10 protein-coding genes are annotated in these 12340 nt (G+C 64.1%); 5 read left to right on the top strand and 5 right to left on the bottom strand.

All coding sequences use genetic code 11. The features are described from left to right. Positions 1 to 131 precede the first annotated feature (131 nt). Complete coding sequence (polX, locus tag GXH28_RS08280) at positions 132 to 1904, bottom strand: DNA polymerase/3'-5' exonuclease PolX (protein WP_169238551.1); 1773 nt, start codon at positions 1902 to 1904, stop codon at positions 132 to 134. A 20-nt stretch (positions 1905 to 1924) separates the two neighbouring features. Next, entirely contained in the window at positions 1925 to 2683 is a 759-nt protein-coding gene (locus GXH28_RS08275; protein ID WP_169238550.1) for a zinc ribbon domain-containing protein, read from the bottom strand. 88 nt (positions 2684 to 2771) lie between these two features. Here GXH28_RS08275 and radC point away from each other — a divergent pair, with 88 nt between their 5' ends. The 5 genes from radC to GXH28_RS08250 are packed head-to-tail and all read left to right on the top strand — an operon-like array spanning position 2772 to position 8539. Next, complete coding sequence (radC, locus tag GXH28_RS08270; RefSeq protein ID WP_169238549.1) at positions 2772 to 3524, top strand: RadC family protein; 753 nt, start codon at positions 2772 to 2774, stop codon at positions 3522 to 3524. Positions 3525 to 3528: 4 nt separating this feature from the next. Beyond that, positions 3529 to 5598, top strand: coding sequence for a protein O-mannosyl-transferase family (locus GXH28_RS08265; protein ID WP_169238548.1), 2070 nt, complete (start codon positions 3529 to 3531; stop codon positions 5596 to 5598). Continuing rightward, positions 5595 to 6830 (top strand): CAP domain-containing protein, encoded by a 1236-nt coding sequence (locus GXH28_RS08260; protein WP_169238547.1) that lies wholly within the window; start codon positions 5595 to 5597, stop codon positions 6828 to 6830. Before GXH28_RS08265 ends, GXH28_RS08260 begins: the two co-directional genes overlap by 4 nt. After that, on the top strand, positions 6827 to 7858 hold the full coding sequence (locus tag GXH28_RS16835; protein WP_169238546.1) for an NAD(P)-dependent oxidoreductase: 1032 nt from the start codon (positions 6827 to 6829) through the stop codon (positions 7856 to 7858). The genes GXH28_RS08260 and GXH28_RS16835 overlap by 4 nt, the downstream gene beginning before the upstream one ends. A gap of 3 nt (positions 7859 to 7861) precedes the next feature. Continuing rightward, positions 7862 to 8539, top strand: coding sequence for a glycosyltransferase family 2 protein (locus GXH28_RS08250; protein WP_320447934.1), 678 nt, complete (start codon positions 7862 to 7864; stop codon positions 8537 to 8539). A 46-nt stretch (positions 8540 to 8585) separates the two neighbouring features. Here the strand turns inward: GXH28_RS08250 and GXH28_RS08245 are convergent, their stop codons facing one another. The 3 genes from GXH28_RS08245 to GXH28_RS08235 all read right to left on the bottom strand — a co-directional run bounded on the left by GXH28_RS08245 (position 8586) and on the right by GXH28_RS08235 (position 12323). Continuing rightward, positions 8586 to 9755, bottom strand: a complete 1170-nt coding sequence (locus GXH28_RS08245) for a diphosphomevalonate/mevalonate 3,5-bisphosphate decarboxylase family protein (RefSeq protein ID WP_169238545.1) — start codon at positions 9753 to 9755, stop codon at positions 8586 to 8588. Between the two features lie 6 nt (positions 9756 to 9761). Further along, positions 9762 to 10874, bottom strand: coding sequence for a carboxylate-amine ligase (locus tag GXH28_RS08240; protein ID WP_169238544.1), 1113 nt, complete (start codon positions 10872 to 10874; stop codon positions 9762 to 9764). A 75-nt stretch (positions 10875 to 10949) separates the two neighbouring features. Continuing rightward, the gene (locus GXH28_RS08235) at positions 10950 to 12323 is read right to left on the bottom strand and encodes a hypothetical protein (protein WP_169238543.1); all 1374 of its coding nucleotides are present in this window, start codon (positions 12321 to 12323) and stop codon (positions 10950 to 10952) included. Positions 12324 to 12340: the final 17 nt, after the last annotated feature.

Below are 12340 nucleotides of genomic sequence, written 5' to 3'. Positions count from 1 at the left end.
ACAACGGTTCAATGCGCGCCCACAGACTATCAGACAGCTCCCAACTTGCAACGTCGGCGTATCGCGTCCCACTGGTATTATCCATATCCCTATTATGGCTCGTTCCGTAAGTTTAGAGATAGGTTCTTAGGTCACACGCGCGACTTATCCGCCCACTTGAGGAGCTTGGTCAACGGCCAGGTGTTGATCACCGAGCTGGGTATCACCCACGCGCGCCGCGCTACCGTCACGCCCAGGATCATGTTGCGCAGGCCATCGGGCGAATGCGCATCGGTGCTGATGCTGAGTTTGCAGCCTAGCTCGACAGCGCGCCGGGCCAGCACGTCGTTCAGGTCGAGCCGGCTGGGATCGGCGTTGATCTCCAGGGCGACGTTGTATTCGAGCGCTGCGCGGAACAACGCTTCCCAGTCGTAGTCTGCGCCCTCGCGCTCGTTAAGCAGCCGGCCGGAGGGATGGCCGAGGACGTTCACATGCGGGTTCTGCAGCGCCTTAATGGCGCGCGCGGTGATCTTCTCGCGCGGCTGAGTCAGCGCCGTGTGCACGGACGCTTGCACGAGGTCGAGTTGAGCCAGCACATCGTCCGGCAGGTCGAGCGAGCCGTCGCTCTTCACTTCCACCTCGACGCCCTGCAGCACGCGGAACTTGATCCCTTCCTTCTTCAGTTGCGCATTGACCCGATCAATCTCCTTGCGTTGCTGCGCGATGCGTTCAGGCGTCAGCCCGTTCACCACGCCCAGACCGGCAGTGTGGTCAGTGATCAGGATGTATTCGTAGCCCAGCGCGATCGCAGCGCGCGCCATACTCATCACGTCGCCGGCGCCGTCGCTCCAGGTGGTGTGCATCTGCAGGTCGCCCTTCAGGTCGCGCAGGTCAATCAGGTCGGGCATCACCACGCGCCCTGGACCCAGCTCCAACGCCTTCTCCACCTCGCCGCGGTCTTCGCGCAATTCGGGCGGGATATAGGCCATCCCCAAGCGGGCATATAGCGCCGGCTCATCGGCGAACGTTTCACCGCTCTCCGCGCTGTCCTTGCCACCCAACTTCGACACGGCATACTCGTTGAGCGTCAGACCCTTTTTTTGCGCCAACTCGCGCACCTTGATGTTGTGCAGTTGGCTGCCGGTGAAGTATTGCAACGCTGTGCCCCACACGCGCGGTGCCACAACACGCACATCCACCTGCAAGCCATTCTCCAGCCGCACGCTGCTCTTGGTCTCACCCGCTGCGAGCACCTCGGCGATGCCGGGCTGCGCGAGGAAGACTTGCATCGCCGGCGCGGGATCAGCGGCAGCGACGAGAATATCCAAGTCGCCGATCGTCTCTTTCCCGCGGCGCAGCGAGCCGGCATATTCGGCTTTTTGGACGCCGGGCGCTTCGCGCAGCGCTGCGACGATGCGCCGGGCAATGGGCAGCACATCGCCCAGGCGCATGCGACCGGTCGCGCGGCGTTTCAAAGACTCAATGCCGGCCAGGATCTTCTGCTCGGCCTTCTCGCCCATGCGCGGCAGGTCGCGCAACTTTCCGGCCCGCGCGGCAGCTTCCAGATCGTCTACGCTGGTGATGCCGAGTTTCTCCCAGAACTCCTTGACGCGCTTCGGACCCACGTTCGGCACGCGCAACATAGCCGCCACGCCGTCCGGCACTTCGTCGCGCAGGCGCTCGTAGAACTCCAGCCGACCCGTGCGCATCAGCTCGTCAATCTTGGCAGCGATTTCTTTGCCGACGCCGGGGATTTGATCGAGCGCGCCCGCCTGCCACAGTTCGGCCACCGAGCGCGGGGCATGGAGGATATTCTCGGCAGCCGTGCGATAGGCGCGCACTTTGAAGACGATCTCGCCCTGAATGTCGAGGCGATCGGCGATGTCGTTGAAGATGGCGGCGACTTGCTGATTGGAGAGCGGCATAGGGCCAACGATGACGCCGGCTACTCCAATTCCTCCCGGCTGACGGCGGGCTTCTTCGCCGGCTTAGTGGGGGAAGTCATGCCATTGTTGGCGCCGGCCTTCACATTTGCTATAGGCGGGGGCGCCCCTGCGGCATCGCCGCCGGGGCGCCCATTCGGCACAGGCGGCGCCACGAACGAGGTCACTTTGTCCACCACCCCACCAATTGCTTCGCCCACCCGATCCAGCAGACCGGGCTTGGCCATCGGTGGCTGCACAATCGCCGCCGTCGCCGGCGCAGGCACCTGCATCGGCGCTGCCACGCTCACGCGCTTTGGCTGCGGCCGGGCCACCGTCGTGGCCGGCGTCTCAGGCGTCAGGCGGCTGCCACAGTATGGGCACAAGTCCCACGAGAGATGCACGGCTCGCCCACAGTTCGGGCATGCGTTGCGCAGCTTCGTGTGGCAGGATGGACAGAACTGCATGTCGGAATCCACACGACGGCCGCAGGTGGGACAAAACTCCTGATTCTCGATGCTGGCCAACAGCGACTCCTCCTCCAAGGCGCGCACGTACTGTTCGCTCAACGTCTCGCGTGGGCGGAGCATGAGATACACGAGGATGCCGCCGATGGGGATGACCCCGACCATGACGGTAGCCAGAATTTGCACAAATGGGTCACGCGTGCGCGAGCGGATGTCGCGGAAGGTCCAGATCGTCATGCCGGCAAGCAAGGCGACAATGATGGCGCTGCATAAGCTGACGGCAGCGACGATCAGGCTGCTGATGTTTTCGACCATAGGCGAGATGGTTTTTGGCAGACTTCCGCCATCGCAAAACTCGGAAGCTGCGCATTGGTCTCGGACAATCGGCGATTATACTGCCCACATGGCGAGCGACGTCCAGACTCAGCCGTCACCGAGCGACGCCAAAGCCACCGGCAGCCGGCCGGAATATCGCGCGCGCATCTGTGACATCCCAGAAGGCGAACGCCCGCGCGAGCGCTTCCGCGAGATCGGCGGGACGGGCATGTCGCAGCGGGAACTGCTGGCCATCATCCTGCGCAGCGGCGCGGAAGGGGTCAGCGCGCTCCAGTTAGCCGACGCGGTGCTGATGAAATTCGGTGGTTTGATCGGCTTAGCGCATGCCAGCTTGGATGAATTGCAACAGGTACACGGCATTGGCCCGGTCAAGGCAATCGAGATCAAAGCGGCGCTGGAGCTGGGCCGACGCCTGGCGCTCAGCACGCCGGACACGCGCCCGCAGGTGAAAACGCCGGCCGACGCGGCGCAATTGCTCATGCCTAACATGAGCCTGCTTGAGCAGGAGGAAGTGCGCATCGTGCTGCTCGATACGCGCAACCGTGTGTTGGGCACATCAATGATTTATCGCGGCAGCTTGAACGGCGCTAGCGTGCGCGTGGGCGAGGTATTCCGCGAGGCCATCCGCAGCAATTGCGCCTCTATCATCTTCGCGCATAACCATCCTTCGGGCGACCCGTCGCCATCTGCTGAGGATGTTGCCGTCACACGAGCGCTCGTGCAAGCCGGCAAGCTGCTCAACATCGAGGTGCTCGATCACATCATCATCGCACACAATCGCTACGTCAGTCTCAAGGAACAAGGCCTCGGCTTTGAATAGCCCAATGCGACCGGTTTCGAGCGCCAGGAGTGCGCATGCGCTTACGGCGGGCCTATTGCTTGGCGCCTGGCTTTTGCGCGTGTACAGCCTCGACGCGCAAAGCCTATGGTTCGACGAAGGCTGGTCATGGCACCTGGCGCGCATGCCGCTGGTCGAGATGGCGCTGACCACAGCGGGCGACCGCAGCCCGCCACTCTACTACGCGCTGCTGCACGTCTGGATTGGGCTGGCCGGCCAATCAGAGTTCGCGCTGCGCTTCATTTCCGCCGTAGCCGATACGGCTACCGTCGCGCTGGTCGTAATTTTCACGCGCGCCTGGCTGCGCGGCCTCGAAGTCGCCTCACCGACGGCGTGTTTATCCGCCACACTTCGCGGGTTGGCGCCGCTCATCGCCGGAGCGCTCTACGCGGTGTGCCCGTTTGCGGTGTGGTATGCGCAGGAGACGCGCATGTACGCGCTCATCGCGGCGCTATGCACTGCGTCGAGCTATTGGCTATGGCGCTGGCTGCGGCGCGCAACGCAGGACGGAAGCCGCAAGATGCACGCAGGGATGCCTTGCCCCATGGCACGTGCTGCGCCTTCGGCCTTCCAGACATCGCATCGGGGCGATCTCATCACGTCGGCGGCGCTGTTGGCGCTTGCGACCTACAGCCACTACTACGCCATCTTTCTACTGCCGGCTCATTGCCTCGCCGTGTTGATCGCGTCGCAGCGCGAGAAACCTGCCCTGGCCTTAACGCGCTATCTTCAATTTCTCATCGCGGCGACCAGCGTCATCGCCTTGCTTGTCCCCTGGCTGCTGATTGCTTCGGTGGGCTTCGCCTACGACGATGGTTTCTCCTTCCCCCTCAACACGATCAGCGGCCGGCTGCTGGAGTGGATGCGCAGCTTTGCCGGCGGCGGGCTGGGCTGGCCGTTGACTGACAGCTGGGCATGGCTGCTGGCCGGCGCGGGCGCGCTGGGTATCGCCGGCATGGCATCCCAGCATCGCCGGCGTGAGCTGGCCGTGTTGCTTGCGTTGATCGTCGGGCCGTTGCTGGCCGCGACGATCGCCGTGCGCGTCGTTTATCCCTACCGCTCGGTATTTCACCCGCGCTACCTCATCTACGTTGCGCCGATGGCATGCGCGTTGTTCGGCGCGTCCGGCGCACTAGGCGCCGGCCACGCATCGCCCCTCGTCCGTCGCATTGCCCCCCTAACTTCGGGCGCCACAGCGGTGCTGCTCATCGGCACAATGTGGCTGCCCGCGCTCCGCGCTTACCTGAGCGATCCGGCGCTTCAGCGCGAGGACATCCGCGACGCCGTCCGACATGTGGTGGAAGCGCTGAGGCCAGGCGACCTTGTGATCATGTCGCGCGATCACTTCGCCGTGACATACTACTGGCCCAGGGAGCATGACGACAGCCTCGTCGCCCTACCGGCAGGGTTGCACGGCGTGCTCTCCGACGACGAGCCTGTGCTCGAAGCGTTGAACGCCCGACAACCGCAGCGCGTGCGATTGATGTTGTGGCAAGACGACGTGGTGGACCCGCAGCGGTTCATCGAATCCACACTATGGCCGAACGGCTACGAGGCCGGCGAGTACAACTTCGCTCAGATGCGTCTGCCGCTCTATCACGTCACCAGGCGGCCGGCTGCGCGCCCCGACTTCCGCGACGTCGGCGTCGTCTTCGGCGCGCCGGAGGGCGAGCGCATCGCGCTGCGGCGATCTTGGCAACGCGCGCGTGCGCAGGCCGGCGATTGGTTCTACGTCATCCTGGAGTGGGCCACCGAGCAATCCCCGCGCACCGACTACAAGGTGTTCGTGCACGTGGCCGGCGCAGATGATCGGCCGGTCTTTCAGAGCGACCGGCAGCCGCTGAACGTGCGGCTGCCGATGACGCGATGGCCGCTTGGCGAAACCCAGCGCGACGCGCACGCCATGATCGCGCCGGCCGATCTGCCGCCTGGCGCGTATCGCGTCCTGGTCGGCGTCTATGATCCCGCAACCGGCCGACGTCTCACCGCCTATCGCGGCGGCCACGCGCTAGGCGAGGCGGTGCAGCTCGGCGAAGTGGAGGTGACGACGCCATGATCGCTCACGCGCTCAACGCCAGGAGCGCCTTAAACGAAGCCCGGCGCGCGGCGCTGCGCGCACTGGGCGCAGCGCTCCTCACGTGCTTGTGCGCCGCCCCCCCCGCGCCCGTCGCTGGCCAATCGCCAGAGAAGCTGGACGCGCTCACGCAGTTGAACGCAGCGCGACGCAACAATGGCGTGCCGCCGCTCGCCTGGAATCCGCTCTTGGACCAAGCCGCTCAGCGCCACAGCGACGACATGGCCAGCAAAGGATTCATAGACGAGACGGGATCCGACGGCTCTTCGCCGCGCCAACGCATCGAAGCGACGGGCTACGCAGCCTGGCCGCAACAGCGCATCTGGGCAGAAAGCCTCTACGCCGGGCAGGGCACCTTCGAGGAAGCGCTGGCCTTCTTCTTGAGCGATGAGGGGCAGCGGCGCGTCGTGCTCAGCCCGAAGCTGCGCGAGGTGGGCATCGGCATCGCCAAAGACCACCTGCGCACCTACTGGACGCTGACCTTCGGCGCGCAGCCGAACCTGCTTCCCGTCTTCATCAACGACGATGCGCCCGTGACAAACGAACGACAGGTTGCCGTGATGTTGACGCAGGAGGAAGCTGTGCCCGAAGGCAGCGCCAACGCCATCGGGCGCGTGATCGAGGTGCGGCTGAGCGATCGGCCGGATTTTGTCGGCGCTCAGTGGCAGCCCTGGGAGCGGCTCATCCCTTTCACACTCGCGCGACAGCCCGGCAACCAGACCGTCTATGTCGAGATGCGCGACGGCGTCGGCCGCACGACCCTCGCCAGCGACAGCATCGAATACAACCCGAATGCGCGCGACGCCGTCCGCCCCATGTCGCCTGGAGATGCAATCGCTGCGCCGGAGCCCATCGGCGCGGCGCAGCCTGCGCCATCGCCGGTTGACGCGTCCGGCGCACCGGCGGCCGCAGATCCCCGCAGCGCCCTGGCTGTGGTCATTACCCCAGCCCCCGAAGCAACCAGCACGCCCATCCCCTCACCTCCGCCAACGCCGGCAGCGGTGATCGTGGTCATACGGCCGACGCCCACCCCGACGCTGCTGCCTGCCGAGCCGATTGCTGCAATCCCCAACTCGCTGCCGGAAGATGCGGCGCGGCAATTCGACGCCGCTCAAGCAAGCGCGCTACCGATGGAATGGATCATCCCGGCCTATCTTCTTGCGCAGGCCGGCGTCATCGCGATGGGTGTGTTTGCGCTCTTAAGACGCCGGTGAGCACATGGCTGGAGTTGCTTTACCTTGCACACGGCATGACCCGACCGCTGACTATCGTTTCAACAGGCCCATTTAGCGCGGATTCGATCGCGTTGTTCGAGCAAAGCGCGCCGGGCATTCGCTTCCATCCGTTCCCCAAGGCAACACCCGATGAGATCCCCGCCGACGTTCTGGCCACAGCCGACGTGTATTACGCCTACGGCGAGCTGCCTTCGCGCGCGGCCGCGCCGAAGCTACGCTGGGTGCAGATGCACTGGGCCGGCGTAGACTCGGCGATCCATGATCCTCTCTTTGCATCCGGCGAAGTGATCCTCACGACTGGCGCAGGCATCCATGCCGTCAATGTCGGCGAATATACGCTCATGATGATGCTGGCGCTGGCGCACAGGCTCCCGATGGCCTTCAAGATGATGCAGGCCGGCGCATGGCGCGATGACCGCGCGGCGTTCATGCCGATGGAGCTGCGCGGCGCGACGCTTGGCTTGATCGGCTATGGCCAGATCGGCCGCGCGGTCGCGCGACTGGCGCGCGCGTTCGGCATGCGGGTGATCGCGTTGCGCAAGCGCATCCCAACAGAGGACGAGCGGCACGACGAGGATGTCACGTTCATCCGGCGCGACCAGCTACCGATGCTGCTCGCACAATCCGACTTCGTCGTGGTCGCTGCACCGCTCACGCCGGAGACGCGGCGCCTGCTGGACGCAGGCGCGCTGGGGCAGATGAAGCCCACGGCGTTTCTGATCAATGTCGGGCGCGGCGCAGTGGTGGATGAGCAGGCGTTGGCTTCGGCGATCGCCGAGGGACGCATCGCCGGTGCCGCGCTGGACGTGTTCGAGCAAGAGCCGCTGCCGGACGACAGCCCGCTATGGCGATTGGCTGCCGAATACCGCGTCGTCCTCACGCCGCACATCGCTGGGCAAACGCCTCACTACGAAGCGCGCGCGGCCGCTTTGTTCGCAGAGAATTTAAGGCGATTCAGCCGTGGTCAGCCGCTGATCAATCAAGTAGACTTTAGCCAAGGATACTAAGTCGTGAAGCTGTCCATCATCATGCCGGTCTTCAATGAGGCCGACACCATCGCAGAAATCTTACAGCGTGTGTCCAATGTCAGGCTCGATCCGGTGGAGAAAGAGATCGTGCTGGTAGATGATTGCTCGCACGACGACACGCCGCACATCCTCAAAGCGCAGACGCACATCCCCAACTTGAAAATCATCAGGCACGAGGTCAACGGCGGCAAAGGCGCCGCCATTCAGACTGCGCTGCGGTACGTCAGCGGCGACATCGTGATCATCCAGGATGCCGACCTGGAGTACGATCCCAACGATTACGCCAAGCTGATTGCACCGATCCTGCGCGGCGAGACCAAGGTTGTCTACGGTGTGCGCGACCTGGGCACGCAGAAGTGGTATATGGCGCTGGGCAATCGCCTCGTCACGCTGGCCACCAATCTGCTCTACGGCGCGGCGCTGAGGGACATGGAAACGTGCTACAAGACGATGGCGCGCGAGGTGGTGCAGGGGCTACAACTGGAGTGTCGGCGTTTCGACGTAGAGGCTGAGATCACCGCCAAGATCCTACGTCGCGGCTACACCATCACCGAGGTGCCGATCCACTATCACGCGCGCTACGAGCAGAAGAAGCTCTCGCCGGCAGATGGCTGGCCCACCCTCAAGGCCCTGTGGAAGTACCGCAAGTGGCAGGGATGAGGGGCCGGGGTCGCTGGGGCCGACCGATGTGGCCGACCCCGCGCGCTCACGACTCCAGCGCTTCCCGCGCCGATTCCACATCCACTAACTGCGCGCCCGGCGCGATGTTGCCCTCAACGGCGTCGAAGCCCAGCGCGCGTATGCGGGCGAGCACCTGCGCCGCATGCGGCGCATCCGTCAGCAGCACAGTCGTCGGGCCGGTATCGGTTGAAAAGTAGACCGGCACGCCTTCGGCCCGCAGCGCGTCGCAGGCGCGGAACAGGGTGATGTTCTCCGGCTCCCAAGCGAATAATTTGTGTTCGACGCCGCCGGTCATCGTCACCGCGTGCAGCGTGATGCTGTCGGCCTCGGCCATCTGCGCGACCGTCAGCCAGTCCCCAGCCATCACCGCCTCGATGCAACGCAGCACTTCGTCGCGCCGGTTGCGCATCCAGCATCTGAAGAGTGGGCTGTTCGGCGCGTCGGCATGAGCGCTTTCGGTTTTCAGGCCGATGCGCGAATCGAGTGGCACGGTGACCAGGCGCATGCTCGCCAATTGGCCGCGCGTATCCAGCCGGACGGCGAAGCTATTTTCATGTGCGATGCCGGGGTAGGACATCCATAGGGAGACGCCGCCGGTGGCAGCGCGGCAGCCGCTGCCGGCCAACAAGCGCGACATAGCGCTGACGAAACGCCAGTTTTGCACTGCGTCTGCGCCGAATGCCGCGGCGATCGCTGCCATGGCCAGCGCTGCCGAGCCGCTGGCGCTGGTGCCCAGCCCTTTACCCGCACGCAACGCGCCGCCGGCCACCACATTGCGCGACCACACGCGCGCGTGGCTCTTGATGGCCGCAACGTTGCGCACAGCGTTCAGGCTATGCTTCACCCGCTCCAGATCCCGGCCGGTCGCGCGCTGCCCGCCGATGATCGCTTCGTCCTCCGCCAGGTCGGGATCGAATTCGACCAGTGTGATCGAATAGGCCGCGTCGTTGGTGACGCTGATGCTCGGCAGAAAGGCGATGCGCCATTCCCAGTCGGCCAGGCCGTGATACTTCAGGATGCCCTGCATCGGGTGCGCTTTGGCCGCAGCGACGCCGCGCGGGTTGCCCGGCCGGTCGAAGGTCGGATAGTCGGGGAAGGTGATGCCGTGCCGGCCCAGCGCATCGAGGATGTCATCGTGCGCGGCGTGCATGAAGCCGGCGATCTCTTTGAAGTTGCGCGGGATATGGGTGGCCATCGGGAGTTACAAGATGCCCTCTTCCGTCTCGCGGATCAGGCGATCCACGACCGCTTTGAGATCGCCGGTCTGGCGATACGTTTCGAGTTGGCGATGGGCGCTGGTGCCTTCCTTCATGATCCTGTAGGCGTATTCGACCTCGTCGCGGCTGCCCAGCTCATCCACCACATCGCCGATGAACCATTCGATCATCTCGGTCACCAGGTCGCGCGCCGGCAACTCCTCCTGTTTGCCGAAGTCAATCAGCTTGCCGTCCAGCCCATAGCGCACGGCGCGCCATTTGTTCTCTTCGATCAGCGACGAGGAATACACGCGAAAGGTCATGTTGCTGCGGCGCAGCTTCCAACACTTGTAGCAAATCGCCTGATAGATCGCGGCGATGCAAATCGCCTCGTCCACGCGCGTGCATACGTCGCACACGCGCATCTCCAACGTCGGGTATTTGTAGTTCGGGCGCAGATCCCACCAGATCTTGGTGCCGTCGGGGATGCTGTTCGTCTTGACCAATGTGTCCACGAAGCGCTGAAACTCGGCGTATGAGTTGAAGCGCGGCGCCGTGCCGGTGCGCGGGAAGTTACGAAAGATCACGCTGCGGTAGCTCATCAACCCCGTGTTCTGGCCGACCCAGAACGGCGAACTGGTGGAGAGGCACAGGATATGCGGCATGAGGTAGCGCGCCACGTTCATCACGTCAATCATGATCTCGGGGTCTTCGATGCCGACGTGAACATGGGTGCCGAAGATGAGCAATTGTTGGGCAAGGATCTGCATGTCTTGCCGGACGCCGACGTAGCGCTCAAAGGGGGTGATTTCCTGGTGCAGCCAGTTCGAGAAGGGATGTGTGCCAGCAGCCACGATCTTTAACCCATGCTGGCCGGCCAGCTCTATCACGCCACGCCGCAGGCGGACGAGTTCTGCGCGCGCCTCGGCAGGCGTCTGGCACACCTTGGTGCCGACCTCAACGATGGATTGGTGCAGCTCCGGCTTGATGTCAATCTCCATCAGCGTGCGCGTCTTGTCCGCGATCATCTGCGTGATGTAGCTGCGCAGCTCGCGCGTCTGTGGATCCACGATTTGATACTCTTCTTCGATCCCAATGTTGAAACTCGGTTGTTTCATCGGCATCCTCACAGGCCAATACCGGTATCAAGGCAGGCAGCCAAGACGATTTATTGCGCGCCATGGGCGGGAAAGTCACCGCTCCTCGATCACAAACGTCGGCACCGTGCTGCCGCCGCCGGCGGTCACGTTCAACAACGCCGCCGTCGAAAGGCGCGTCAGGCAGCTCGAAGCATACTCCCCATACCAGATGTAGGGGTTCGTGTCGAGCATCCGGTCAGTCACTTGCACATGCCCATCGGCAAAGCTGGGATAGGGCTCGCTCGGCACGGTCACGCGCTGCTGCACGATGGTGGGGGCGTTGAGCGCGGCGCTGAGCGCCTGGTTCCACTCGTCCGGCGTCACCGTCCAACCCAGCACGATGCCTTTGCCGCCGTACTCATCCGCCGGCTTGAGCACGAACTGTTCGCGATTTTGGGCAATCCACGGCAGCAGATCCACGCGCCGGCCGCGATAGACCGTGAAGCGCTCGGCCACCCTGCGCGTCCAAGGGATGAATTGCTCGATCGCCTGCGCCTCGTCCTCGCTGAACAATTCGCGGTTGGCTTCGTCGCTGATGACGGCAAAGCTGGTCTTGCGGTGCAGGATCTTGCAATGAAAGGGGTTGACCATGCACACGGCGTGATCCTTCACTGCTCGGACGACGGGGTGATCCAGCCCGCCCCGCTTGATCAGCTCGGTGATGAGCACGCGCTTGTAAATCACGTTCGCCTGCAACGGCGGCCCGGAGCCGTGGGCTGGATAGGCGTAGAACTTGCCGTCGCGGTACTCACACTCGCGCGGGTCGGCGATCACGCATTCATAGCCTTGCTCCTTAAAGTACCGGTCAAATTGGACGAACTCGCTATAGGTGGGCACGTCCTTCCAGTCGAGGATGCAGATGCGCATGCGCTCGCGCCCGCCCCACTGTCGGTAGCTCTCGTTGAGCGCATGCAAGACGTGATGCTTGCCGGGCAACGGCCGCACTTCGTAACGCCGTTCGAACTTGCGCATGATGGGCGAGCCGAACATGATGTCGCCCAGCGCGTCGTTGTAACTGTTGCCGGCCGGCGTCTCAGCGTTGTACTCGGTGAACTTCAGCTCGTTCGTCTGCGGGACGAAGAACGCGTCCATGCGGGCCATCGGACTGCTGGCGCGATAGGGCATCGGCATCGTGACCAGCTTTTCTTCCCAGTCGGCCAGCATGAACTGCGCGCGGAACTGCGCATCGCGCAGCGCGATAGCGTGTAGTTTGGCGAAGGCCGGCATGACCGCGCCGATGGCGCGCTGCAAAAAGCGATACTGCTCATGCGTCAGAAAGCGCGGGCGCAGCACCGTGCACAGCGGGCGCGCGCCGAAAAACAACCCGCGGCGCTGTTGTTGTTCCTCGAGCAGCTCATGGCTCGCCCGCGCCGTCTCGTCGTCGAGCAAGTCGTGGTAGAGGGCGATCGCCCGGTTCAGATCCGTCATATTCTCTCCAACCGCGC

Origin of the sequence: Candidatus Roseilinea sp. NK_OTU-006, assembly GCF_012931985.1 — a bacterium.
In the GTDB taxonomy this organism is placed as follows: domain Bacteria; phylum Chloroflexota; class Anaerolineae; order J036; family Brachytrichaceae; genus JAAFGM01.
The sequence above is the reverse complement of the archived record's forward strand: the minus strand, read 5'-3'. Positions and strand labels throughout refer to the sequence as shown.

What these genes read in the sequence shown, in the direction of transcription:
- polX (WP_169238551.1), bottom strand. Translation starts at nt 1,904, where the DNA reads ATGCCGCTCTCCAATCAGCAAGTCGCCGCCATCTTCAACGACATCGCC.
- GXH28_RS08275 (WP_169238550.1), bottom strand. Translation starts at nt 2,683, where the DNA reads ATGGTCGAAAACATCAGCAGCCTGATCGTCGCTGCCGTCAGCTTATGC.
- radC (WP_169238549.1), top strand. Translation starts at nt 2,772, where the DNA reads ATGGCGAGCGACGTCCAGACTCAGCCGTCACCGAGCGACGCCAAAGCC.
- GXH28_RS08265 (WP_169238548.1), top strand. Translation starts at nt 3,529, where the DNA reads ATGCGACCGGTTTCGAGCGCCAGGAGTGCGCATGCGCTTACGGCGGGC.
- GXH28_RS08260 (WP_169238547.1), top strand. Translation starts at nt 5,595, where the DNA reads ATGATCGCTCACGCGCTCAACGCCAGGAGCGCCTTAAACGAAGCCCGG.
- GXH28_RS08245 (WP_169238545.1), bottom strand. Translation starts at nt 9,755, where the DNA reads ATGGCCACCCATATCCCGCGCAACTTCAAAGAGATCGCCGGCTTCATG.
- GXH28_RS08240 (WP_169238544.1), bottom strand. Translation starts at nt 10,874, where the DNA reads ATGAAACAACCGAGTTTCAACATTGGGATCGAAGAAGAGTATCAAATC.
- GXH28_RS08235 (WP_169238543.1), bottom strand. Translation starts at nt 12,323, where the DNA reads ATGACGGATCTGAACCGGGCGATCGCCCTCTACCACGACTTGCTCGAC.